The sequence below is a fragment of the Mobilicoccus caccae genome, from assembly GCF_030161635.1.
Lineage (GTDB): Bacteria > Actinomycetota > Actinomycetes > Actinomycetales > Dermatophilaceae > Mobilicoccus > Mobilicoccus caccae.
Genome location: NZ_BSUO01000001.1, coordinates 3,501,775 through 3,525,531, shown reverse-complemented (window position 1 = coordinate 3,525,531; position 23,757 = coordinate 3,501,775). Strand labels below are relative to the sequence as shown.

Genomic DNA, 23,757 nt, shown 5'->3' with positions numbered 1-23,757 from the left:
ATCCCCCCGGATCCCCCTCGTGGCTCCCCAGCCACGCGGCGAGGCGTCGTGAACGCCCGTCCAGGTGGAGCGTACTGAACTACCGTCCAGGACGGGCATCCAGATCGGTGCCGATGTATCCCTGTGCGGGCAGGGCGGATGAACCGGTTTGTCGCGCCAGGGGATTCACGGGCGGCTCGTGACGACGGCCGAGACACGACGGGACAGACGAGCTCGGGCCGCCTCCACGTGGGAGGCGGCCCGAGCTGGGTCTGGCGGGAGGGTGCGGGGTGATCAGCCCTTGGCGGTCGACGACCCGCCGCGGGTGCCGTCCTGGCGGGCCTCGGCGTTGGTGGCGGCCTCGGATTCCAGCCGGATCTGGCGGCCGGCCTCGATGACCTCGTCACGCTTGGCGGCAGCCTTGTCGCTGACGGTCGTGTCGCGCGGCGGCAGCTGGAGCGTCTCCTCGGCCTTCAGGCCGGCCTGCAGCTGGCGCGAGCGCTCGAGCTCGGCGTCGATCTCGGCACCGAAGAGCAGCGCGTTGTTCGTGATCCACAGCCACAGCAGGAAGATGATGACGCCACCGAGGGAGCCGTAGGTGGCGTTGTAGTTGCCGAAGTTGGCGACGTAGAAGCCGAAGGCCACCGAGACCAGGAGCCAGCCGACGATCGCCACCGCGGAACCGACACTGATCCAGCGGAACTTGGGTTGCCGCACGTTCGGCGTGATGAAGTACAGCAGCGCCACGATGAGGATGACGATGGCCAGCAGGACCGGCCACTTGACGACGTCCCACACCATCACGGCGGTGTCACCGAGCCCGATGAGGTCGCCGGCGGCGCGGGCGACCGGGCCGCTGACGGCCAGGCCGAATCCGACGACCGCGATGAGCGCCAGGATGAGCAGGGTGACCAGGTAGAAGAGCGGGCGGGCCTTCCAGATCGGGCGTCCCTCGTCGACCTCGTAGATGCGGTTCATCGCCCGCGAGAACGCGGTGGTGTAGTTCGACGCCGACCACAGCGCCACCAGGAGACCGGTGACCAGCGCGAATCCGGCCGCCCGCGTCTGCACCATGGAGGCGACGACCGGCTCGACCATGGACAGGACGTCGTTGGGGACGAAGTCCGAGGCGAGGCCGAGGAGCGCATCGACGGTGCGCTGCCCCTGGCCGAACACGCCCAGCAGCGACACCAGGGCGAGCAGGGCGGGAAAGATCGACAGGACGGCGAAGTAGGTCAACGCCGCCGCCGAGTCCGTGCACCCGTCGCGGTTGAACTCCATGAGGGCCTTGCGGGCCGTGTACCGCCACGACGGCTTGGTGAGCTCGGTGGGGTTGTCGGGTTTGAAGGGCGCGTCGGGCGGCGGGGCCGTCTCGGCCTTGCGCGCGCTGGTGCCCTCCGAAGGCTGGCTCATGGTGGGGGTCCTCAAGGCGGGTTGGGTGTCGTCGACAACCGCGACGATACCCGCGTGACGTGCGGACCAAACTTCTTCGAGCCCGTGGGTGTGGCGGCAGCCCAGGCGCCCTCGCAGCGGGGCGGCGTGATCGCGCGGCAGCCCGGTGCGGGTCGGACGGAGGCCTCGGGGGCGCCGGTCGGCGCGCGGCCTCGACGGAGTGGCCAGGCCGCACCGATCCGCCCGCTGTGGGGGGAGCGGCCGGCGGCGTGACCGGTGTCCTCGGGTGTCCTTCTCGTGCACTGCGCGAGCCCTCCGTGGCCGTCGTCCCGGGCACGGCCCGGGGCCGCAGTCCGTCGCGGCCGTTTTCCTCATCGGCCCGGGGCCCGGGTTACTGAGGGGTTCGGGGGTCTCGGTCGAACGTCCGACCCGAGGCGTGGGGCGGTTCGATCGGGGGGTGTGGGGCGGGGGCGGTGCGACGGTCTTCGAGCCGGCACGGCATGGGTGGCGAGTCACCTTGTGGGGCAGCGATATTCGCGGGGATAGTGCGCGGGTGTCGGCGCCTGTTGTCGGTCGTGACATCAGCAGCGCGACGGTGCGAACCCGGCCGGTGACCTCCGTCACTTTCCCCGCGGTGCGAGGTGCGGACGTCGGACCGGTCGACCTACCACTCGTGAGGGCGCCCGATCCACTACCGTCGAGGCATGTCGCGACCTCACGCCGCCGCCCTCGTCGAGGACGCGTGGAACTCCCGGATGAACCGCGTGCTCGCCTCGCGAGGCTGGACGCCGCGGGCCATCGGTCACACCGGCTACGGTTCGCCCGATTTCGTGCGGATCCTCGGGCGGTTGATGCTGACCCGCCACCCCGACGACGTCACCGGCACCGGGGACTCCGGCGAGGACGAGGTGGCCCTCGAGCCGGAGCCGCGGGTGCGCGGGTGGCGCGCGTTCATGACGGCCCAGTTGATGAACGCCCCCGTCGTCATCGATGTGGCCGGGGTCGAGCACGAGGCCTACTCGGACCGCAGCGGCTACATCGACGTCACCATCGACGGGCACGACCTGCCGCCGGGGTGGCACGAGGTCACGATCACGCCCGTGGGCGGAACGCCCGACACGGCTACGGTGATGATCGTCGACCCGGCGGTACGGTTCGGTCTCGTCAGCGACATCGACGACACGATCATCACCACCTCGCTGCCGCGTCCGCTGCTCGCCGCCTACAACACGTTCGTGCTCCACGAGCAGGCGAGGCACATCGTGCCCGGCATGGCGCCGATGTACCGCGAGCTCCTGGAGATGCAGGAGGGGGCGCCGATCTTCTACCTCTCCACCGGGGCGTGGAACACGGCCGACACCCTCAACCGGTTCATCCGCCGGCACGGCTACCCCCGCGGGCCGCTGCTCCTCACCGACTGGGGGCCGACCAACACCGGCTGGTTCCGTTCGGGGCAGCAGCACAAGCGGGTCAACCTGCACCGGCTGGCGCGCGAGTTCCCGCAGATCCACTGGGTGCTCATCGGCGACGACGGGCAGCACGACCCCAAGATCTACGGCGACTTCGCGCGGGACCGCCCCGACGTGGTGCGGGCCATCGGCATCCGTGAACTGTCCACGACGCAGCAGGTGCTCAGCCACGGGCTGCCCGTCTCGATCGAGGGATTCGGGCCGCGGGTGCGCAAACCCGTGCCGGTGCTGCGCGCTCCCGACGGCTACGGCCTGCTTCGGCAGATGCGGGCCCTGCTCGGTCAGGTCTGAGTCGTGCCCGAGCTGCCGGAGGTGCAGGCGCTGGCCGACTTCCTGTCCGCCCGCCTCGTCCAGGACGAGCCGCGCGTCGTGGTGTCCGTCCAGCTCGGGTCGATCGCCGTGCTCAAGACGTACGACCCGCCGCCGGACGCGCTCGCGGGCCTCCCGGTCGCGGGAGTGCGGCGCGTCGGCAAGTTCATCGACCTCGACTGCGAGGGGACCCATCTGGTGTTCCACCTCGCCAAGGCCGGGTGGTTGCGGTGGTCGGAGGCGTTGTCGGAGAAGCCGCTGCGCCCGGGAAAGTCGCCGATCGCGTTGCGGGTGCGGTTCGACGACGGGTCGGGCTTCGACCTGACGGAGGCGGGCACCCGCAAGAGTCTAGCGGTGTACGTCGTCGACGACCCCCAGGCCGTTCCGCGGGTGGCGTCCCTCGGGCCGGACCCGCTGGGTGAGGACTTCACCCTCGCCGCGTTCACGACGATCCTGCGGAGCAAGCGTGCCCAGATCAAGGGGGTCCTGCGGGATCAGGGCCTCATCGCCGGCATCGGCAACGCGTACTCCGACGAGATCCTGCACGTGGCCAAGCTGTCGCCGTTCGCGATGACGACGTCGCTGGACGAGGCGACCGTGGAGCGGCTGTACGAGGCGCTGCAGGAGACGCTGCGGGCCGCGGTGGGGGCGGCGAGCGGCAAGCCGGCCGCCGAACTCAAGGACGCCAAGCGCGGGGGCATGCGGGTCCACGGCCGCACCGGGCAGGAGTGTCCGGTGTGCGGCGACGTGGTGCGGGAGGTGTCGTTCGCCGACTCCTCGCTGCAGTACTGCGCCACCTGCCAGACCGGCGGCAAACCGTTGGCCGATCGTCGGATGTCCCGCCTGCTCAAGTGACGCTGCAGCGGCGTCGACACACGTCCGGAGCGTTCGGATGCGATCGAGGGGTGGCCGGCCGACGGCCTTCTCCGGGGGTGGGGAGAGGCGCGTCCGGGCGCCGGGGTGTGTGGGTTTTCCGCAGGGGCGGGTTCGGTTCCGGCGCAGGTGAGCAGGGCCGCTGAGCGCGGGCCCGCCGGCCGTGTGGTCATCGACATCGGCGCTGGTCGTCACGGATGATTCCCCAGATGGGGGAGCGGGAGAAGACGTCATGACGGCCTCGACGGAGGCCACGCGAGAGGTGCCGGCGGGAGTGTCCGACGGCACCTTGACCGTGTCGACCGCCGGCCCCGACCTCCTCGACAGTCGCCGAGCGACGCTCGGGCTGCATCGGGCTCTGCGTCAGCTCGTCGGGGCGTGCCGCGCCGAACGTCGGGCGCTGCCGCTCATCCCGGTCGTGACCGTGCGTGAGGGCGTCGTCGAGGCGCACCTGTCGGCGCCACTGGGTCCGGCGCCGCGACCGTGGCGGACCCGTGGCCACCTGTGGAGCGTCGAGACGGCCGAACTGCCGCGGAGTGAGGAGACGCTCGACGCCTACCCGGGGTTGGTTCCCCTGGGACGCGCAGGCGATCGGGCCGTGCTCGTGGATCTCGCGGCGGCACCCGGTCTCATCGAGATCGCCGGTGCGGTCTCCGAGGTGCACGAGGTGCTCGCCCGCATCGCGAGCGGTCTCCTGCGGGCGCCGTGGTCGCGGCGGGTGCACATCACGGCCGTCGGCCTGGGAGGTGGGCGCCGCGGCGGGGATCCCGGTGGGGATCCCGGTGGGGCTTCGGGTGAAGGACCTGGTGGGGAGCCGGGTGCGACTCCGGGCGGGGATCCTCGGGTGCGTTCGGTGTCCGGCCTTGCCGACGTCCTGTCCGGCGGACCTCTCGATCTCGGTGGCGTGCGGGGCCGCTGGGGCGCACCACCGCGCGGTGCGCACGAGGTCGTCCTCATGGCGAGGCCCGCCGACGACGTGGAGCGGAGGCTCGTGCGGCAGGCGTCCCGGTCGCGCGGGGCGCCCACCGTGATCGCCCCCGGAGTGGGGCACGGGGTATGGCAGTGGCGGGTCGAATCCGGGGTGGTGATGTGGTGAGGGGCTCGAGAGGCGGCTCGAAGAGCGGCGCCACGGCGGGACCGAAGACGGGGCCCAAGGCGGGAGCCAGGGCGAGAGCGGCGAAGGCTCCGCGGACGTCGGCGACCTCCGCGCAGAACCCGGGATCGGCGAGCGGGGCGACGCTCGGGTTGATGACGGCGCCGGACGGCACCGACGTGTTCGTCCGTCCTCCGGGCGGGGTTCCGGTGCCGGCCGGGGGTGTGCTGCGAGGCGTCGGCCCGCACCTGGACGGCACCGTCGAGGAGGCGATCCGGGCAGGTCTCGAGGTGACCGAGTTGCCCTTCGGGGTCGTGGAGATCGTCGTGGTCAGCGGCCTCGGCGCGGGCATCGTTCACCGGCTCGAGGTGGGACGCTACCGATGCGGAGGCGACGCCGAGGCCGACGTGCCGCTGCCCACGCGGGCGACCTGGTGGGTGGACGTGCGCTGTGGTGGTGTCGTGCGGCTCGAGAGCGCCGAGAACGCCGAGAGCGCCGTGCGCACCGACGCCGAAGGGCCGAGGGCCGAGCGGGACCTCCACGACGTGGTGCTCGACGTGGTGCTTGACGATGTCGTGGCCGATGACGGCGGACCCGGTGATGGCCGAACCGAGCCCGAGCCCGAGTGCGACCCCAGCCCCGAGCCCGACACTCGAGCGTGGAGCGAGCCGTGGCCGGTCGGGGAGCGACGTCGGGTGGGTGGCCTGGAGTTGCTGCTGCGCTGGTGCGCCGGTCCTGCGGAGGCGCTGCGTCCCGTGGCGGGGCTTCCGTTGGCCGACGTGCTGCTCGACCGGGTCTCCGGTGCTGAGGCAGCCGGTTCCGACGCCGCTCCGGCCGAGCGGTTCACGTGGGAACTGGGGCGGACGGATGGGGAGGTCGTCAGCGTCGATCTGGCCGCCGAGCCGTTGCTCACCGTCATCGGCGAACATCGCCACGTCTTCGCGCGGGCACTCCTCGGGAGGCTGATCGCCTCGTGGGGGCCGGATCGTCTGCGGCTGACCCTGTTGGCTCCGGGCGTCGACGAGGGGCGGAGCCAGTGGGCGTGGATGCGGTGGTTGCCGCACGCGCGGTGCCACGACGAGCGGTTCGTGCGGGCCGGGTTCGACGATGCGGCGTGCGCCCGGCTGGTGGGGGAGATCGCGGCGGCGCCCGGCGGATCCGTCGACGTGGTGGTCGTGGACGGCGTGGCCGGTGACCCCCGACGCATCGCACGCCCGGGCTTGGCGGTCCTCGTGCTCGGCGAGCGGGACGGCGTCGGACCGGTCGTCGACGTGGCGGGGCCGCGGGCTCACGTGCGCGGGTTGGCCGGGGTCGGGGACGTCGACGTCGACCTGCCGGCCCTGGAGTGGAGTGAGCGGTTGGCGCGCACGACCGCGGTCGCCGAGCACGGGCGGGTCGTGTCGGGAGGCCGCCTGGCGGAGCTCCTCGAGGTCGAGCCGGACGATGCCGACGCGGTGGCGGGCCGGTGGGCCGGGCGGCCGAGTACCCGCGTCCCCGTGGGTCGGGTCGTGGACGCCGGCAAGGAGGGGGCGGCGACGGTGGACCTGCGGACGGATGGCCCGCACGCTCTGGTGGGCGGCACCACCGGCTCGGGAAAGTCGGAGTTGTTGCAGACGCTGGTGGCGAGTCTGGCGGCGGTCAATCCGCCGGAGGCGATGTCGTTCCTGCTGGTCGACTACAAGGGCGGTGCGGCGTTCGCCGAGTGTGCTCGCCTGCCGCACACGGTGGGCCTGGTGACGGATCTGGATCACGGGCTCACCCAGCGGGCCCTGTCGAGTCTGACCGCCGAGGTGCGCCGCAGGGAGCGGTTGCTGGCCGAGGCCGGCGTCACCGACCTCGACGCCTACCTCGCGACGGGACAGGGCGAGCTCGCGCGACTGGTCATCGTCGTCGACGAGTTCGCGACCCTGGCAGCCGAACTGCCGGAGTTCGTCGACGGTGTGGTCGACATCGCCCGGCGGGGTCGCTCGCTGGGGCTGCATCTCGTGCTCGCGACGCAGAGACCCGCGGGGGCGGTCAGTCCCGACATCCGCGCCAACACGACCTTGCGCATCAGTCTGCGGGTCGCCGAGGCGGCTGACTCCGTCGATGTCATCGGTGAGCCCGATGCGGCCGCGATCGACGAGAAGGAACCCGGTCGCGCGCTCGTGCGGGTCGGACGCAAGCCGTTGGTGACGATCCAGGCCGCCCGGGTGACGCTGCCCGGCCCGACGAGCGTGCCGCACGGGACGCCGTACGTGTTCGGCGAGCCGGTGGAGGAGCTCGCGGCCCGATCCGATCTCGCCCGCATGGTCGACACGATGCGGTCCGTGGCGACGAGTCGGGGTGTGCCGCTGCCGCCGAGTCCGTGGTTGCCCCCGTTGCCACCGCGGCTCGGCCTCGACGTGCTCGATGCCGAACTCGGGTCGGGGGTGGCTCCGCAGCCGCCGATACCGGGCACGTGGCGACCGGCACCGGGGATCAGGGGAGCGGTACCGGACTCAGGGCCCGGAACCCTTTCCGCCGGTCGACCTCGCAGGTCAGGGACCCGGAGGACATGGTCGTACCGTTCGGACTCGAGGACCGCCCGGCCGAGCAACGCCGCGCGGTGGCGACCCTGCGACTGAACGACGGGGTGCCGCTGGCGATCATCGGCGCGGCGCGGTCGGGTCGCACGGGAGCCTTGAGTGCGGTGGCGGCGTCGGTGGCGCGGCGGTTCGCTCCGACCGAGGTGCAGGTGTACGCGATCGACGCCGGGGCGAGGGCACTGGGTGATCTCGAGGAGTCGCCGAACGTCGGCGCCGTCGTGTTCCGCGACGAGCTGGACCGGTTGGGAAGGCTGGTCATGCGCCTGGCCGAGGAGCTCGATCGGCGCATCCAGACGCTGGCGCTGCACCGGCGGCGTGACATCGCTGCACAGCGGGAGGCCGAGCCCGACGCCCCGTGGCCGTACATGGCGGTGTTGATCGACCGGTGGGATCTGCTGACCGAGGAGGCGGAGGTCTCCGACGACCGCACCCTGGTGTCCACGTTGGAGCGCCTCGTCACCGAGGGCGGCCGAGCGGGGATCCTCGTCGTGGCCACCGGGGATCGGTCCATGTTGACCGGTCGCGCGACGGCGTTGTTCCCCGACCGCCTGGTGCTGCGCCTCGCGGATGCCTACGACTACGTGTCCGCGGGTTTGTCGGGTCCGCCCGGTCGTGGTGAACCGGGCCGAGGATGGCGCGCTCCGGAGGGTGTCGAGACGCAGGTGGCCGAGGCCGGCGTCGATGCCGTCGGCGACGCGGAGGGCGAGACCGGGGTGCCCGATCGGGTGGTGCCGTGGTCTCGGGGTGGGCCGTTCCGCATCGATCGGCTGCCGGTGCTGGTGACGCGCGACGACGTGACCGAGCTGGTCGAGGCGATGGCGCTGGAACGGGCGGAGACGCGCAGCGCGGACGTCCCGGTCGTGCTCGGGGAGCCGGTCGAGGGGCGATCGGGTTCGGCCGGCGCGTTGTTGGTCGCGGTCGGCGGTGACGAGTTGGGTCCGAGGTCGATCGACGTCGACGAGCACGGCCCGTGTGCTCTCGTGACGGGGCGGCGACGGACGGGGCGTTCCGGTGTGCTCGTGGCGATGGTCGAGTCGGCTCTGGAGGGCGGCTGGGAGGTCGCCGTGGTGACGGCCCGGCGTAGTCCTCTGACGCGGTTGCCGGCGGTGTATCCCCGTGTCCATGGGCCGTTCCGGCACGACGAGGATGCGCCCGAGCTGGCGGAGGTCGTGCGGCGCGCCCTGCGCGAAGGCAGGCGGCTCCTCGTGGTGGCCGATGATGTGGACCTGCTGCCCGAGGGAGCCTTGGCGGATGAGCTCGCGTCGTTGCCGCAGCGGATGCGGGACACGGGGTCGTTCTTCGTCGGCTCGGGTGAGGCCGAGGAGATCCTGGCGTCGTTCCGGGGCCCGGCGCCGGCGCTGCGGCGGGCGCGCTGCGGGGTGATGCTGGCGCCGCAGGGCACCGAGGAGGGGGACGCGTTCGGAGTTCGACTGCGGCGCGGGCAGTACGGCCGCGCGTTGGGGGTCGGCGCCGGGTACCTGGTGCTCGACGGCCTGGCCGAGCGCGTGCAGGTGGTGAGGTCGGACCTGCTGCCCGCCCCGGGACTCTGAACCTCGGCACTCTGAGGTCGGGCGGCGGCCGTTCATGCGGCCGCCCGCCCTCGGGCGTGGGCAGGGATGTGCCAGTGCACGCCGGTGTCGTCGACGGTGGCGGCGAGTCCGTGCCGGTGGACGTGGCTGTGGTGGTGTTGGCAGAGCAGGGCGAGGTTGGTCAGGTCGGTGGGTCCGCCCAGGCACCAGTGCACGATGTGGTGGGCTTTGCACCAGGTCGGCGGGCGTGTGCAGCCGGGATAGGTGCACCCTTTGTCGCGATGTCGGAGTGCGCTGATCTGCGCCGCGGTGGCGAGACGTTCTTCGCGGCCGACGTCGATCTCTTCGCTCGCCGATCCCAGGACCAGGGGGATGATGCCGGCGTCGCAGGCCATCTCGCGGGCGATGCCGGGAGCCAGGGATTCGCCCGTCAGGGTGGTGGCGCAGCCGGTGCCTGACACGAGGTCGGCGTAGGACAGGGTCAGGACGACCTTGGCCTTGGTGGTGTGGCGCATGCCGGCGCCGGTGAGGCCGGGAAAGTTCGCGCAGATCTCGACGAACGCGTCGGCGCGGCGTTGTTCGGGGGCGCGGTCGTCGCGGACCACGTCTCCGGCGTCGTCGACTCCGGTCTTGGGTGCCGACAGGGCGTCGAGGGTGGCGGCCACGACGGCGTGGGAGGCGGGGTCGAGGCGTAAGCGGGCGTAGAACATGCCGTCGTCGCCTTCGGTGAACGTCGTCATGGCTCGTTTGCGGGTCAGAGCGGCCTGCTGCTTGTCGAGGAGTCCGTGCGCGCCGTACTCGGCGATGAGCTCGCGGCGGAACCTGCGCAGCTCTGTGGTGGTGAATCCTCGGCCGCCGAGGTCGATCAACTTCTCGAGCATGTCGTCGTGCATCTGCCAGGGCAGGGTCGACCTGATCTCGTGGTGTTCGGCCAGGATCACTCTGGCGGTCTCGGCTCCGAAGCGTCGTTGCCGAAGCGCTTCACGTACGGGCACGTGGATGGGGGACGCGACGGCAGTGGCGACGGTGCCGATGGTGTGGGCCTCGCGCTCGCGTACGGCATCGCCGCTCTGCTGGGACAGCCACGCCCCTGCCGAGGTCGCGCCGGTGTCGACCAGGCACCCACGATCGACGGCCTCCCGAGTGACCTCCACCAGCGTCGTCTCCGCAGCCAGACGCAGTGAGGCCACCTCCGCGGCGACCTCGCCCAGCTCCGCCGTCTGGCACGCGGTGATGGCATCACCGAGGTCGAGCAGGGCGTCCCTGGCCCGAGCCAGGATCACGCGCGCCTGCTCGACGGCGAGCGGGCCGATGAGGCCGCTGGTGTCCATGCAGCCATTCTATCGCTCATACGTACGATCCGATATATGTTTCCACAAAGAGGCGATGAACAGCCCAAAAAGCGTCATCAGCAACGACATTGCGTCGAGCAACGATCGGTCAGGACGGCCAGTCGGCAGGTTCCGAAGCGTCGGCCCGGGTCGTCTACGGCAGTTCTGACGCCCACCCTGTCGCGGATCGCGTCGACCTCGAGCGCCCTCACTGCGCCCTGTGGACCCCACCGGCCCGTCCACACCGCTGCGTGTCTCTCAGTCCACGCATAGATCGCCCTATACGGTGCGAGCGTGGATCCGATCATGAACCCTTACGCGCCCGGCGCCGGGCAGCGTCCCCCGAGCTCGCCGGCCGTGACGAGCAGTTGCGGACCTTCGAGGTCGTCCTCGAACGCATCGCGCGCGGTCGTCCGGAGCGGTCGATCGTGCTGACGGGGCTGCGGGGCGTCGGCAAGACCGTGCTGCTCAACGCGCTGCGGTCGACTGCCGTCCGGGCGGGCTGGGGGTCGGGCAAGTTCGAGGCGCGTCCCGACCAGGGTCTGCGTCGTCCGGTGAGTGCCGCGCTGCACGTCGCGGTGCGCGAACTGGGCCACCCGCAGCAGGAGGACGTCGATCAGGTGCTCGGCGTCATCAAGGCGTTCGCGTTGCGTGATGCGCCGGCCAACGCCAAGCTCCGCGATAAGTGGCAGCCGGGCATCGACGCACCGGCGCAGACGGGTCGGGCCGACTCCGGTGACATCGAGATCGACCTCGTCGAACTGCTCACCGACGTCGGCGGTTTGGCGGCGGACGTCGGCAAGGGCGTGGCGATCTTCATCGACGAGATGCAAGATCTCGGGCCGGACGACGTGTCGGCGCTGTGTGCGGCCTGTCATGAGATCAGTCAGAACGGGCTGCCGGTGATCGTCGTCGGCGCGGGCCTGCCGCACCTTCCGGCGGTGCTGTCGGCGAGCAAGTCCTACTCCGAGCGATTGTTCCGATACAACCGGATCGACCGCCTCGATCGTGCGGCAGCCGAGCATGCGCTGCAGTCGCCGGCGCGCGAGGAGGATGCGGAGTGGGCGCCGGACGCGCTCGAGGCCATGTATGCGGCGACGGGCGGCTATCCGTACTTCATCCAGGCCTACGGCAAGGTGACGTGGGATGCCGCGCCGCAGTCTCCGATCACGGCGCGCGACGTCGAGGTCGCGGGCCCGGAGGCCGAGGAGGAGCTCGGCGTCGGCTTCTTCGGTTCGCGCTTCGAGCGCGCGACCCCGGGCGAGCGGGAGTACTTGCGGGCGATGGCCGATGTCGCCGCCGAACTCCTCGCCGCCGGAGAGGAACTCGATGAGTCGGAGTCGGTGGCGACCTCCGATGTCGCCAAGAACCTCGACCGCAAACCGCAATCGCTGTCCCCGGCACGCGACGGTCTGCTCAAGAAGGGGCTCATCTACTCCGGAGAACGAGGTCGCATCGCGTTCACCGTTCCCCACTTCGGGAGATACCTGCGCTCGATCGCGTGAGGCGTAGGCCTGCGCAGAGCCTCGGGCGCGCGTCCGTCTCGCCCTGCACGGAGCGATCGTCCGTCTTAGGGTCGAGGTATGGACATCACGGAGATCATCCTCGACCAGCACGACCAGCAGCGGCGCCTCTTCGCGCAGTTGGAGGAGTGGCCCAAGGACGACATCGAGGGACTGTCCGCGCTGTGGCGTCGCCTCGCGATCTTCCTCGAGACCCACGCCGAGGGCGAGGAGCGCTTCTTCTACCCGCGGCTGCTCACCAAGGGCACGGGCGCTGCCGACGCCGACGACGGCACGGTCGACGGCGAGGTCGAGGACGCCATCAAGGACCACAACAAGATCCGCGATGCGGTGCGCCGCGCCGACGCTGCGAAGGTCGGGTCGTCGGAATGGTGGCAGGCCGTCACCGACGCCGACGTCGCCAACTCCGACCACATGGGTGAGGAGGAGCGGCAGGACCTGCGCGACTTCCGGGCCAACGCCGACTTCCAGCTGCGCCACGACATCGCCGTGGACTTCCTTCGCTTCGAGGCGATGACGGCGGCGGAGGGCATCAAGCCGGTCGACAAGGACGCCGACGAGTACGTCGAGGACCCGAAGGCCGAGCTCAAGCGGACCGAGGGGTAGCCGTCAGGGCGCCCGGGATGTCGTGCCCTCTCCCACCCTCTCGACCGATGCCGAGCGGTCCCGGACGCCTCCGACCTCAGCCGTAGGGGAGGTCGAATCCCGCTGCGCGTAGGTGGTGCTCGATCCGCGGGGTGAGGGTGATGACCGCCGGTAGGTCTCGCCGATGGCGGACGAGCTGGTGGCGCGTGTCGGCGTCCGGCACGTCGTGCCCCGCGAGGGGGACTTCCGAGGTGTCCCGCGGCGCCTGCCCTGCCGGCCGACCCCCGGCCGGCCATCACGACGCGACTCACGGCGATTCAGGTGTGACGGGGGCCGGGTTTCGCACCGGTAGGCGTCGCCGTGTGCCATGGGGGCGGCAGGGATCGTCGGGCCGGTCGGCAGCTCGCCGGTACGGATCTGCGGTGGTCCGCGATTCTATTGACAATGGTTCTCATTTTTGGGAGTGTCGAGCGCGTCACCCGCAGTGGGTGATGAACCGAGCAGAAGGAGCAGTGATGCAGAACGTGAAGAAGGACACCGCACCCCGGCCCTGCGCCTCCTGCCCGAGCTCCTCGACGCCCCGGCCCACCCCCACGACCCGATGCACCCGGACCGCCCGACACCCGCCCCGCTGCCTCAGACCCGGCAGTGGACGGCACTGCAGCAGCGGCGTGGTTCGACGCGTGGCGCCGCCGACCGCGAGGTGCACGAGCACCTCGTCGCCGAGCTGAGGCTGCGCAGACTCTGGCCGGAGACGATGCGCGCCTGCCTCGTGCGCGCCTCGGCCGCCGACCCCGCCACCCCGGACCTGCCCACCCCCGCCCCGGAGGAGGCACTCCAGGCCATGCGGGACGCCCTCGGCCTCGACGCCGGCGCCCTCGCCGGGTGGGCACGGGAGCACGACCTCGACGAACGCGGCCTCGTGCGCTTCGCCACCACGCAGGTCAGGCTGCAGGCACTGCTCGACAGTCGCGCGGAGGGCGCCCTTCACCACCTCGAGGACCACCTGCGCGTCGTCGGTCTCCGCGACGAACTCATGGAGACCGCCCGCCGTCGCGCCCGGGCTCGCGCCGCCGGTCTGACGAGCGGACTCACCCCCGACGAGCTCTGGACGCGCCACCTCGACGAACACGGCCTGCCGCCCGAGACCGACCCGTCCGTTCTCGCCGCCGACCTCGGTGTCGACACGGCGGGTCTCGTCCGCGAACTCGACCTCCACGCCACCGCGACCGCCGGCGACCTCGCCGCTGTCCCTGCCGCCGTCCCCGGCACCGAGGAGCGCCCGTGACGACGACCGCGACCCGCCCGGCCGAGATCCGCCGCGAACTGCGCAGGATCGCGGTTCCGATCATCGGCTCCTCGCTCGTGGCGATCTTCGTCTCGACCAACGACGCGCTGCTCCTCGCCGGGGTGTCGGCCCGGACCCTCGCCTCGGTCGTCGCGTCCTCGACGGTCCTGTTCGTCGTGACGATGCTCGTCTCCGGGGTCGGTCTGCCGGCCCAGGTGCTCGCCGGTCGCGCTCTCGGGCGGGGCGACCCCCGCCGGGCCGGTGCCGCCGCCGAGGCCGCCCTCTCCCTGGGTCTGTGGGTCGCCGTCCCCCTCGGCGTCGTCGTCGCGCTCGCGGCCCACCCGCTGCTCGCCGCGGTCGGCGGGACGGCGATCGACGCCGGATTCGCGGCCTCATATCTGCGGCTCACGGTGCTGGCGGTGCCGGTCACCGCCGTCGCCGCCGCCCTGCGCGGACGCCTCGCCGGGCTGGGCACGACGCGGATGCTGCTCGTGTCGGCGCTCGTCGGTGCCGCGGTCGACATCGGGGCCTCCCTCGCGCTGCGGGCCCTCATCGGGCCGCTCGGCGTCGGCATGGGCACGGTGCTCGGCCAGTGCGCCTCGGCCGCCGTGCTCCTACGCGCCGTCCTGCGCCCGCACGATCCGACGGCCGCGCCCGACACCGCCGCCGCCGTGCCCCCGCCGTCCCCGCGCTGCGTGTTCTCCCGACCCGGGCCGCTGCACCGCGAGGTCCTCTCCCTCGGTTGGCCCGAGGCGGTCCTCGCCACGGCCAGCGCGGGTGCGGGAGTCGTCGTGACGTTCCTCCTCAGCACCTCCCCACCGGACCACCTCGCCGCCTCCCGGTTCCTCGAGATCACGACCGGCAACGTGTTGTGGACCGTGATGATGGGCTTCGGCGCCGCCGCGACGACCCTCCTCGCCCGCGCGGTCGGAGCCGGGGATCGGGCCGCCTTCGGTGCCGTCATCCGGCAGACGCTCACGGTCACGCTCCTGGCGGCGGTCGTCGGGCTCCTCGTCGTCCCGTTCGTCGTGCCGCCGCTCATCGGAGTGCTCTCGACCTCCGCGATCGCCGACCTCGCCCGCGGCGTCGTGTGGCTCGCGGCGGCCCAGGGCCTGCTCATGGCCGTCGTCGTCGTCAACAACGCCGTGCTCCGATCCCTCAAGGACACGCGGACACCGATGGTGGCCTCGCTCGTCGCCGAGTACGTCGTGTTCCTCCCCTCGGACTGCTGCTCGTCCGACACCTGCAGATCCACCTGACCGGCGTCTTCGTCGACCACCTCGTCTTCTGGTGCACGGTCGCCGCCATCGGCCTCGTCCGGGCACGCACCCGCGTCCGCCGCCACCTGAAGGAGACCGCGTGACCTCCGCCCCCACACCCCCGACCTCCGCACCGGCCACGTCGTCCGTGTCGTTCGTCTCCGCCGACCGATTCGACCTCTCCGAGGTCCCCGAGCGGCACCGCGACCGCATCGCGTTGCTCGCCGACGCCGACCACACGGCCGTGACCGTCTCCGGGGACGGGCGGCGCCTCGGTTGGTGCTCCGGCGACGCCGACGGCCCGACGCTGCTGGTCCAGGCCCTTTCCGACGGCAGCCCCGTGGGTGAGCCCCGCGTGCTCCTCGCGGGAGGGAGCCTGCGCGGGTACGTCTTCCTCCACGACGACGCCACCGTGTTGTCCCTGCACGACGACACCGGGGAGGAGAACCACCGGCTCGCCCTCACCCCGCGGGATGCCGACACGGTGCACCGACCGGGCTACCTCACCCCCGAGGGCGTGCAGTGCCGCCTCGTCCGCCACGACCGGCGTCGCCCCCATCACGTCATCCTCACCCTCAACGACCGCGATCCGCGCTACCACGATCTCGTCGAGCTCGACCTGCGCACACGGGAGTTCGCACGTCTCGCCGACAACCCCGGCCACGACACGTGGCTGCTCGACGAGCGGGGGCGTCCGCGCGGCGGGGTGACGACGCACGACGACGGGTCCGCGACCGTCCGGGTGACGGATCCCGACGGACGCCGCGTCGCCGAGATCGACATCCCGGGGGAGGAGACGGCGACGACCTACCCCCTGACGATCGCCGGTGGATCCGCAAACGGGGAGGGTGACGGCGGCGAGACGCTCCGGATGATCGACTCCCGCGGCCGGGACACCTCGGCCCTCGTCGAGATCCCCCTCACCGCGACAGGACTCGGTGAGCCACGCGTCCTCGCCCACCCGGGCGGGTCCGACATCGTCGACGTGCTCGAGGACCCGCAGAGCCGCAGGCCCGTCGCCGTCGTCCACGGCCGCACGGCCCAGCGGATCACGCCGCTCGACGACGACTTCGCCCGGCTGCTGGCCGGTCTGCGCGCCCACACCGGTGATGCCGTCCTCGACATCGAACGGCGTGACCGGAGCGACCGCCTGTGGACCGTGCACGTCGACGGTGGGCACGGATCGCCGTACAGCGCGATCCACGACACGGTGACCGGCGCTTTCACGGTCCTCGGCGACCACCTCCCGCTGCCGGCGGACCTGCCTCTCGGCACGGTCGCGACACTCGAGGTCACTGCTCGCGACGGCCTGCGGCTGCCGACCCGGCTCACCCTCCCGACGCGTTCCTTCGGTAGCCCGTCCCCGCTCGTCGTCCTCGTGCACGGCGGGCCGTGGGAGCGGGATGTGCAGGGCTTCGACCCGATCGCGCAGTGGTTCGCCACGGCCGGGTTCGCCGTCCTCCAGGTCGACTACCGCGGCTCGGCCGGGCTGGGCAAGGCACACCTCAACGCAGGTGACCGGCAGTGGGGTCTCGCGATGTCGGACGACCTCGACGACGCCGTGGCCCACGTGTGCGCCGCGGGTCTCGCCGATGCCGGGCGGGTCGCCGTCGTCGGCGGCAGCTACGGCGGGTACGCGGCGCTCATGGCGGGGGTGCGTCGGCCCCGGCTCGCGCGGTGCGTCGTCGCCGCCATGGCGCCGACCGATCTGCCCCATCTCCTCGACACGATCCCCGACTACTGGGGACCGCTGCGCGGGCTCCTGCACCGCCGCGTCGGACACCCCGATCACGACGCCGAGCTGCTCCGGCGTGCCTCGCCGATCACGCGCCTGGACGACCTCGACGTCCCCGTCCTCCTCGCTCAGGGGCGGCACGACCCCCGGGTGCGGCTCGACCACGCCCACCGGCTCGCCGATCGCCTCGCCGAGCGGGGCCTGCCGCACTGCCTCGTGGTCTACGACGACGAGGGACACGGCTTCACCCACCGCAGCAACTGGATCGACTTCTGGTGTCGCGCACTCGACTTCATCACCGACCCCCTCGGCGCTCCCGCGTCGTCACCACCGGAGGAGGCCCCACGCATGACGTCCATCCCACTCCCGCCCCTCGTCGAGCCGGGGCCCCCGCTCGACGCGGAGGAGACCGCCTACTACGCCCGCCACCTGCTCGTTCCCGAACTCGGGGAGGAGGGACAGCGGCGGCTGCGCGCCGCGTCGGTGCTCGTCGTGGGCGCCGGGGGACTCGGATCGCCGATCCTGCTGTACCTCGCCGCGGCCGGCATCGGGCGGATCACCCTCCTCGACGACGACCTCGTCGACCGCAGCAACCTGCAACGTCAGGTGATCCACACCTCCTCCGCCCTCGGCACGCCGAAGGTCGACAGTGCCCGCGCCGCTCTCGCCGACCACGCACCGCTGACGTGCGTGGAGACCCTCGCCGAGCGGATCACCGTCGAGAACGCCCTCGCCCTCGTCCGGGCGCACGACGTCGTCGTCGACGGATCGGACAACTTCTCGACCCGCTACCTCGTCTCGGACGCCTGCGAGATCACCGGCGTGCCGTGCGTCTGGGGATCGGTGCTGCGCTTCGAGGGGCAGGTGTCGGTCTTCTGGTCGGCCCCGCCGGCCGGGGAGGGCGTCGGATACCGCGACCTCTACCCGGAGGCGCCGCCGCCCGAGCTCAGCCCGTCGTGTGCCGAGGGCGGGGTGCTCGGGGCGATGTGCGGCACGATCGGCACGATGATGGCGATGGAGGTCGTCAAGCTCGTCACCGGCGTGGGCCGGACGCTGCTCGGGCGTCTCGTCGCCTACGACGCCGCCGAGGGGATCCTCACGGAGGTGCCGGTCGATCCCATGCCGCGGAAGCGGGTGACCGCACTCGTCGAGGTGGCCGCAGGCGTGTGCGCCACCTCGGGCGGCGACGGGCGACTGGTCACCCCCGAGGAGGCCGCACGTCTGCTCGACGAAGGAATCCCGCTCGTCGACGTGCGGACCGCGCCGGAGCGGGCCGTCGCCGCCATACCCGGCGCGCGATGGGTGCCGCTGGACGACCTCATCACCGACCTCGAGTCCGGGATCGATCCGCTGCCCGACGGGCCGGTCGTCGTGCACTGCCAGAGCGGACGCCGCTCGGCCCAGGCCGTCGGGGCGCTCACGGCTGTGGGGCGCGACGACGTCCGTGACCTGGGCGGCGGCATCCTCGCGTGGCAGGCGGCCGGGCTCGGCACCTCGCCGATGCCGTGACCGTCCCCTCCTGCGGGTTCCGGCCCACGCCCGAGCCTCCGATGGCTCGTCCCGCTCCTGCCCGTCCCTTTGCATCCTGATCCCGTCCCCCCGAGGAGACCCCATGTCGTCCGAGAAGCCCGTCCACGTCGTCGTCCCCACGCCGCTGCGCCGTCTCACCGCCGGCGTGGGCCGTGTCACCCTCGCCGTCCCGGAGGAGGTGACGGCCGAGGGCGCCACGCTCGAGACGGCGCTGCTCGCTGTCGACCGGCATCACCCCGGGTTCCGCGACGCGATCGCCACCCCGGCCGGGGAGCCGATGCCGTTCGTCCAACTGTTCGTCGGCGGCACGAACGTGCGCAGGTCCGGCGGTCTCGCCACGGCGGTCTCTCCAGGCGATGAGATCCGGGTCATGAGCGCCGTCGCAGGCGGGTGAGCCCAGAGACGGGACGTATTCCTCGCCGAGGGCGTTTCGGCGAGGCCGACGTCGGGACCGGCCTCACACGACGACGAGCCGGTCCCGTCCGGCCACGTGGACCCAGGTGGTGTTCACGCCGAAGCAGTCGCGGACGTGCTCGGGGGTGAGTACCTCCCGCGGCGGGCCGTGGCGCAGCACGCGTCCGGCCCGCATCATGACGACGTGGTCGGCCCAGACCGCGGCGAGGGTGAGGTCGTGGAGGGCGACGAGCACCGTGTGCCCGTCCTCCGCCGACGCCCGCAGCAGTTCCAGGAGTCGCACCTGGTGGTGGATGTCGAGGTGGTTGGTCGGCTCGTCCATGACGACGACCCCGGTGCGCTGGGCCAGGGCCCGCGCCACATGCGTGCGCTGACGCTCGCCGCCGGAGAGCGATGCGCAGTCCCGGTCCGCGAGGTGATCGACCTCGGTGGCGCGCATGCTCTCCTCGACGATCTCGCGGTCGCGCGCGCCTGGACGCGAGAAGTCCCCGAGGTGCACCATCCGTCCCAGGCCGACGACCTCCCGAACCGTGGGGCCGGCGGCGGGCATCTGCTCCTGAGTGAGAGCGGTGAGACGCCGCGCCAGGTCACGGCGCCCGAGACGCGTGAGGTCGAGGTCGTCGAGCGTCATGACACCCTCCGCCCGGCACGCACGGAAGATGCTGCGCAGGAGCGTCGACTTGCCGCTGCCGTTCGGCCCGACGAGCACGGTCACCTCGCCCGGACGCGCCTCGAGGTCGGCGCCGTGGACGATGACCGTGCGACCGATCGACACGTCGACATCGGCCAGGCGCAACCGGCCCGAGGACGTCGCCTCGGGCGCGCGGCACGGTGTGGTCATCATTCGCCTCCGTTCATGCCGGTCCGCAGCAGGGCCGCGAACACCGGCGCCCCGACGAGTGCCGTGACGACGCCGAGGGGGACGTCGGCGGGTGGGGCGACGACGCGCGCGGCGACGTCCGCCCAGGTGAGAAAGGCAGCGCCCGCCACGGCCACGCACGGGAGCAGACGCCGGTGGATCGGGCCCACGACGATCCGCACCGCGTGCGGCACGACGAGGGCGACGAACCCGACTCCGCCCGCGACCGCCACGCACACACCCGTCAACAGCGCGGCGATGACGAGGAGTTCGAGCCGCAGCTGCGACGGCGACATGCCGAGCGCCATCGCCGTGTCGTCCCCGAAGGCGAGCGCGTCGAGCCGCCGCGCCCGCACCATGAGCCAGACGGTGCCCGGCACGAGGAGCACCAGCGGCAGCAGGAGGGTGTGCCACGTCGCATCCGCCACGGACCCCATCTGCCAGAAGACGGCCGAGCGCATCTTGCGGTCGTCCCCGGCGCGCATGACGACGACGTTGGCGAGAGCCGAGAGGAGAAAGCTCACGGCCATCCCGGCAAGGACGAGCCGCAGCGGGGAGAGCCCCGTCGGGCGCGCGGCGAGCATCATCGACAGACCGAACCCGCCCGCAGCGCCGATGAATGCCCCGGCCGGCACGCCGAGACCGGCGACGGGGCCGACGGCCCCGAGCACGATGGCGAGCACCGCGCCGAGCGAGGCGCCCGAGGTGCCGCCGAGGATCCCCGGGTCGGCGAGCGGGTTGCGAACCACGGCCTGCAGCACGCAGCCGACGACGCCGAGGGCCACTCCGACGACTGCCGCGAGAACCCCACGGGGAAGCCGGATCTCGGAGACGAGCCGGTCGCCCGGCGAGACGTACTCCACACCGTGCGCGCGTCGGTAGGCGATGTCCAGGACGTCGCCCGCCGCTGTCGGTGACGGGCCGATCATCCCCGACACGACGAGGCCGGCGACGAGCAACGCCAGCGCGACCGGCGCGACGACGCCGGGGTGGAGGTGACGCCGTGCGCCGGGCGACCGGACGATCACCCGCGGGCCTCGGCGACGGCCTTGCCGATGGCGACGATGCCGTCGATGGCCTGCGGTCCGGGCACGTTCTGCGAGAACGGGACCGCGATGACGCGGCTCTTCTCGACCGCCGTCATCTGGGCCAGGGCGGGATTGGCGCGCAGGTGCGCGAGGAGGGCGTCGCGACTCTTCTCCATGCCGCCGGAGCCGTCGACGATGATGTCGGGGTTGCGCGTGGCGACGTCCTCCCACGAGGGGGAGAGGTAGCCCTTGGCGACGTCCTCGTACACGTTGCGGGCGCCGGCCTTGGTGAGCTGGTCCTGGACGAAGCTGCCGCGGCCCGAGGCGAACGGGGACTTGGGATCGACGTTGCCGCTCACCATGACGCTCGGGCGGGGGTCGCTCGGCGCGGGGAGCTCGGCGAGCCGCTGTCGCCACTGCGCGACGAGTCGGCGCCCGTCCTCGCCGCGACCGAGCGCGTCGGCGATGGTCTGGACGTCGCCGAGGTAGCCCTCGACGGTGGCGTCGGGCTTGTCGCGGCAGGCCTCGGAGAGCTGCAGGTGGGGGATGCCGAGCTGGTCGAGCCGCTCCCCGGTGAGTCCGCCCTTCTCGTTCTCGCCGTACATGAGGATGAGGTCGGGCTTGTCCTTGGTCACCGCCTCGAGGGTGGGCGCGGGGAAGGTGCTCCCGATCCGGGTGGTCGTGCCGGCCTGGGCGGCGAGGTCGGCAGGGAGGGCCTTGGGGTCGGCGCCGAAGTAGCCGGAGAGCTGCTCGGCGGCACCGAGCGCGAAGACGGTCTCGGCGGCGCCGTCGAAGGCGACGACCTTGCTCGGGCGCGACGGGATCGTCACGGTGCGACCGCAGTTCGTCACCGTGGTGGGGAATGCGGTCCCCGCCGCGGCGGGTCCGGTCGCGGCGGCGCTGCCGTCGGGCGGAACGGATGGGGCGGCGCAGGCGGCCGCCGAGACGGTGACGGCCAAGGCGGCCATGACGTGGACGCTGGTCCTCTTCATCAGGTTTTTCTCCTCTGGGTAGGCGGGGCCGGGATGTCGGCCGTCACCGGTGTGATCGCCGCGAGCTGCGGCTCGACGAGTGCCCGGTACTCCGGGCATCCGGACATGAGGTCGTCGTGGACGCCCTGGTCGACGACGCGTCCGTGGTCCATGACGACGACGCGGTCGGCGGACAGGATCGTCGACAACCGGTGGGCGACCATGACGACGGTGCGCGGGCCGAGCCGGCGCAGGGCGGCATGAAGGGCGGCCTCGCCCGCGGTGTCGACCTGGCTGACCGCCTCGTCGAGGACGATGACGGAGGCGTCGGCGAGCAGCGCCCGCGCGAGGGCCAGACGCTGCCGCTCCCCGCCGGAGAGCCGTCCGCCGCGTTCGCCGACGACGGCGTCGAACCCGCCGTCGAGACGGCGCACGACGTCGTCGACCCGGGCGTGACGCAGCACCTCCCACAGGCGGTCGTCGGTGGGGGCGTCTTCGGCCCCGAGGGTGAGGTTGGCGCGGACGGTGTCGTGGAAGAGGCGCACGTCCTGGCCGATGGTGACGAGGTCGTAGGCGTCGGGGTCGATCCGCTCGATCGGGATGCCGCCGAGGGTGACGGTGCCGCGTTCTGGACGCACGTGACGGGCGAGGACCGCGACGAGGGTCGACTTGCCCGCCCCGGACGCGCCGACGACGGCCGTCGTCGTTCCGGCGGGGAAGGAGGCACGCACGTCGGTGAGGGTGGGGGCGGGCGCTCCGGCCCAGGAGAAGCTCACGCCGTCGACCTCGATGTCGTTCGCCGTGGGCATGGGCAGCCGGCCGCTGCGGTCGACGGGGTCGGGGGTCGTGAGCACGGTGCCGATGCGCCGCGCCGCGGCGCGGGTGTCACCGGTGTGCCGGGTGACGCGCAGGAGCACCTCGACGGGCACCATGACCGCGGTGGCCACGCCCGTGAGGACGAGGGTGAGCGCCGCATCCGTGCCGTGGGCGGTGAGGACGCCGGCCATGGCGAGCGGGGTCGCGGTGACGAGCGCCGTGGTGAGCGACTCTTCGAGCGCGGAGATCCGTAGCCGGCGGTGACGTCCGCGCTGGTGGGCGTCCTCGGCGGCGGCCAGGTCGGCGAGAACGACCGGTTCGAGACCGAGGGAGACGATCTCGCGGACACCCGCCACCGCCGATTCGACCGTGTCGCGGAGCATTCCCGTCGCGTCGGACGCCGACTCGGCTGCGCGAGCACCCGCCACCCGGGTCAGCGCAGGCAGGGCCGCCCCGAGGACGAGGCACGCAAGCACCACGACGGCGGCCACCGGCTGGACGGTGGCGAGGCCGGCGAGGAGCACGGCGGGGGTGACGATCGCCGAGACGAGGTAGATCGCCGTGTGGGCGTAGAACACCTCGACCTTCTCGCAGTCGCCGAGGGCGATCTGCGTGAGCTGCGGCACGGATCGCCGACCGAGACCGTGCGGGAGCAGGTGGGCGAACGCGCGGACGAGGCGGTCCCGCAGGTCGTGGGAGACCTCGAAGCTCAGCACGTGCGAGAGGTGGTTCTCCGCCCAGGCCGACACGGCCCGCAGCACGAGGACCACGACGAGGCCGGCGAGCACCACTCCCGATGGGGGAGTCCGGCCGCCGCCCGCGCGAGGAGCACGAACGCGAGGGTGGCGGCCGCGACCTCGCACACCTGGTCCACGACACCCGAGGCGGCGGCCAGCGTGAACGACCGCAGGTGGCCCTGCATGGACGGTGCCATGCCGCGCAGCCCCGGCGCCATGCCGCCGAGCGTGCGCGCGGGCAGGCGGGGCAGACGTCGGCCGGCCCCGCCGGGGGAGACCTCTGCCGACGGGACGCATGCCGGGTCGAGGGGGAGGTCGGGTGCTGAAGCCTCCTCGCCGAGGACGACCGCGAGGTCGCCGCTCGCGCGCAGCGCTGCCGGGGTGCCGCACGCCTGCGCCCGCCCGTTCCCGAGGACGACGACGTGATCGGCCCGCATCACGGTGGCCGGACGGTGCGCGATGACGAGGGT

General features: G+C 72.5%; 18 protein-coding genes and 1 pseudogene. 11 read left to right on the top strand and 8 right to left on the bottom strand.

Annotated features, from left to right (window positions below):
- Window positions 1-273 precede the first annotated feature (273 nt).
- The gene (locus tag QQK49_RS17265) at window positions 274-1,392 is read right to left on the bottom strand and encodes a YihY/virulence factor BrkB family protein (protein ID WP_284305030.1); all 1,119 of its coding nucleotides are present in this window, start codon (window positions 1,390-1,392) and stop codon (window positions 274-276) included.
- Window positions 1,393-2,075: 683 nt separating this feature from the next.
- On the opposite strand from QQK49_RS17265, the gene QQK49_RS17260 reads away from it, so the two are divergent.
- The 5 genes from QQK49_RS17260 to QQK49_RS17240 all read left to right on the top strand — a co-directional run bounded on the left by QQK49_RS17260 (window position 2,076) and on the right by QQK49_RS17240 (window position 9,232).
- A complete protein-coding gene (locus tag QQK49_RS17260) occupies window positions 2,076-3,131 on the top strand; it encodes an App1 family protein phosphatidate phosphatase (RefSeq protein WP_284305029.1) in 1,056 nt (351 codons plus the stop codon).
- Between the two features lie 3 nt (window positions 3,132-3,134).
- Window positions 3,135-4,004 (top strand): Fpg/Nei family DNA glycosylase, encoded by an 870-nt coding sequence (locus QQK49_RS17255; RefSeq protein ID WP_284305028.1) that lies wholly within the window; start codon window positions 3,135-3,137, stop codon window positions 4,002-4,004.
- Window positions 4,005-4,254: 250 nt separating this feature from the next.
- The gene (locus tag QQK49_RS17250) at window positions 4,255-5,118 is read left to right on the top strand and encodes a hypothetical protein (RefSeq protein ID WP_284305027.1); all 864 of its coding nucleotides are present in this window, start codon (window positions 4,255-4,257) and stop codon (window positions 5,116-5,118) included.
- A 152-nt stretch (window positions 5,119-5,270) separates the two neighbouring features.
- Window positions 5,271-7,721 (top strand): FtsK/SpoIIIE domain-containing protein, encoded by a 2,451-nt coding sequence (locus QQK49_RS17245; protein ID WP_284305026.1) that lies wholly within the window; start codon window positions 5,271-5,273, stop codon window positions 7,719-7,721.
- Window positions 7,652-9,232: an FtsK/SpoIIIE domain-containing protein gene (locus QQK49_RS17240; RefSeq protein ID WP_284305025.1), complete on the top strand. Its 1,581-nt coding sequence runs from the start codon at window positions 7,652-7,654 to the stop codon at window positions 9,230-9,232. Before QQK49_RS17245 ends, QQK49_RS17240 begins: the two co-directional genes overlap by 70 nt.
- 32 nt (window positions 9,233-9,264) lie before the next feature.
- Here the strand turns inward: QQK49_RS17240 and QQK49_RS17235 are convergent, their stop codons facing one another.
- The gene (locus QQK49_RS17235) at window positions 9,265-10,542 is read right to left on the bottom strand and encodes an HNH endonuclease signature motif containing protein (protein WP_284305024.1); all 1,278 of its coding nucleotides are present in this window, start codon (window positions 10,540-10,542) and stop codon (window positions 9,265-9,267) included.
- Window positions 10,543-10,836: 294 nt separating this feature from the next.
- On the opposite strand from QQK49_RS17235, the pseudogene QQK49_RS17230 reads away from it, so the two are divergent.
- Together QQK49_RS17230 and QQK49_RS17225 are read left to right on the top strand one after the other, a co-directional pair.
- A pseudogene (locus tag QQK49_RS17230) lies at window positions 10,837-12,047 on the top strand (ATP-binding protein).
- Window positions 12,048-12,125: 78 nt separating this feature from the next.
- Window positions 12,126-12,671, top strand: a complete 546-nt coding sequence (locus QQK49_RS17225) for a hemerythrin domain-containing protein (RefSeq protein ID WP_284305023.1) — start codon at window positions 12,126-12,128, stop codon at window positions 12,669-12,671.
- Window positions 12,672-12,747: 76 nt separating this feature from the next.
- Here the strand turns inward: QQK49_RS17225 and QQK49_RS17220 are convergent, their stop codons facing one another.
- Entirely contained in the window at window positions 12,748-12,873 is a 126-nt protein-coding gene (locus QQK49_RS17220; RefSeq protein WP_284305022.1) for a hypothetical protein, read from the bottom strand.
- A 261-nt stretch (window positions 12,874-13,134) separates the two neighbouring features.
- Between QQK49_RS17220 and QQK49_RS17215 the strand changes: the two genes are divergently transcribed.
- The 4 genes from QQK49_RS17215 (at window position 13,135) to QQK49_RS17195 (ending at window position 18,856) form a co-directional block, all read left to right on the top strand.
- Window positions 13,135-13,938: a hypothetical protein gene (locus QQK49_RS17215; RefSeq protein ID WP_284305021.1), complete on the top strand. Its 804-nt coding sequence runs from the start codon at window positions 13,135-13,137 to the stop codon at window positions 13,936-13,938.
- On the top strand, window positions 13,935-15,197 hold the full coding sequence (locus QQK49_RS17210; RefSeq protein WP_284305020.1) for an MATE family efflux transporter: 1,263 nt from the start codon (window positions 13,935-13,937) through the stop codon (window positions 15,195-15,197). The genes QQK49_RS17215 and QQK49_RS17210 overlap by 4 nt, the downstream gene beginning before the upstream one ends.
- Before the next feature lie 100 nt (window positions 15,198-15,297).
- The gene (locus tag QQK49_RS22930) at window positions 15,298-18,441 is read left to right on the top strand and encodes a ThiF family adenylyltransferase (protein ID WP_348536224.1); all 3,144 of its coding nucleotides are present in this window, start codon (window positions 15,298-15,300) and stop codon (window positions 18,439-18,441) included.
- Between the two features lie 103 nt (window positions 18,442-18,544).
- On the top strand, window positions 18,545-18,856 hold the full coding sequence (locus QQK49_RS17195; protein ID WP_284305019.1) for a MoaD/ThiS family protein: 312 nt from the start codon (window positions 18,545-18,547) through the stop codon (window positions 18,854-18,856).
- A 63-nt stretch (window positions 18,857-18,919) separates the two neighbouring features.
- Here the strand turns inward: QQK49_RS17195 and QQK49_RS17190 are convergent, their stop codons facing one another.
- From QQK49_RS17190 to QQK49_RS17170, 5 genes are read right to left on the bottom strand one after another with little or no spacing between them, the layout of a single operon-like run.
- Window positions 18,920-19,720, bottom strand: a complete 801-nt coding sequence (locus QQK49_RS17190) for an ABC transporter ATP-binding protein (RefSeq protein WP_284305018.1) — start codon at window positions 19,718-19,720, stop codon at window positions 18,920-18,922.
- Complete coding sequence (locus tag QQK49_RS17185) at window positions 19,717-20,763, bottom strand: FecCD family ABC transporter permease (RefSeq protein ID WP_284305017.1); 1,047 nt, start codon at window positions 20,761-20,763, stop codon at window positions 19,717-19,719. Before QQK49_RS17185 ends, QQK49_RS17190 begins: the two co-directional genes overlap by 4 nt.
- Entirely contained in the window at window positions 20,760-21,755 is a 996-nt protein-coding gene (locus tag QQK49_RS17180; RefSeq protein WP_284305016.1) for an ABC transporter substrate-binding protein, read from the bottom strand. Before QQK49_RS17180 ends, QQK49_RS17185 begins: the two co-directional genes overlap by 4 nt.
- Window positions 21,755-23,338, bottom strand: coding sequence for an ABC transporter ATP-binding protein (locus QQK49_RS17175; protein WP_284305015.1), 1,584 nt, complete (start codon window positions 23,336-23,338; stop codon window positions 21,755-21,757). Before QQK49_RS17175 ends, QQK49_RS17180 begins: the two co-directional genes overlap by 1 nt.
- Window positions 23,260-23,724: a hypothetical protein gene (locus QQK49_RS17170; protein ID WP_284305014.1), complete on the bottom strand. Its 465-nt coding sequence runs from the start codon at window positions 23,722-23,724 to the stop codon at window positions 23,260-23,262. The genes QQK49_RS17175 and QQK49_RS17170 overlap by 79 nt, the downstream gene beginning before the upstream one ends.
- Window positions 23,725-23,757 lie beyond the last annotated feature (33 nt).

What these genes read in the sequence shown, in the direction of transcription:
- QQK49_RS17195 (WP_284305019.1), top strand. Translation starts at nt 18,545, where the DNA reads ATGTCGTCCGAGAAGCCCGTCCACGTCGTCGTCCCCACGCCGCTGCGC.
- QQK49_RS17265 (WP_284305030.1), bottom strand. Translation starts at nt 1,392, where the DNA reads ATGAGCCAGCCTTCGGAGGGCACCAGCGCGCGCAAGGCCGAGACGGCC.
- QQK49_RS17180 (WP_284305016.1), bottom strand. Translation starts at nt 21,755, where the DNA reads ATGAAGAGGACCAGCGTCCACGTCATGGCCGCCTTGGCCGTCACCGTC.
- QQK49_RS17245 (WP_284305026.1), top strand. Translation starts at nt 5,271, where the DNA reads ATGACGGCGCCGGACGGCACCGACGTGTTCGTCCGTCCTCCGGGCGGG.
- QQK49_RS17190 (WP_284305018.1), bottom strand. Translation starts at nt 19,720, where the DNA reads ATGATGACCACACCGTGCCGCGCGCCCGAGGCGACGTCCTCGGGCCGG.
- QQK49_RS17260 (WP_284305029.1), top strand. Translation starts at nt 2,076, where the DNA reads ATGTCGCGACCTCACGCCGCCGCCCTCGTCGAGGACGCGTGGAACTCC.
- QQK49_RS17250 (WP_284305027.1), top strand. Translation starts at nt 4,255, where the DNA reads ATGACGGCCTCGACGGAGGCCACGCGAGAGGTGCCGGCGGGAGTGTCC.
- QQK49_RS17240 (WP_284305025.1), top strand. Translation starts at nt 7,652, where the DNA reads ATGGTCGTACCGTTCGGACTCGAGGACCGCCCGGCCGAGCAACGCCGC.
- QQK49_RS17225 (WP_284305023.1), top strand. Translation starts at nt 12,126, where the DNA reads ATGGACATCACGGAGATCATCCTCGACCAGCACGACCAGCAGCGGCGC.
- QQK49_RS17235 (WP_284305024.1), bottom strand. Translation starts at nt 10,542, where the DNA reads ATGGACACCAGCGGCCTCATCGGCCCGCTCGCCGTCGAGCAGGCGCGC.
- QQK49_RS17170 (WP_284305014.1), bottom strand. Translation starts at nt 23,724, where the DNA reads ATGCGGGCCGATCACGTCGTCGTCCTCGGGAACGGGCGGGCGCAGGCG.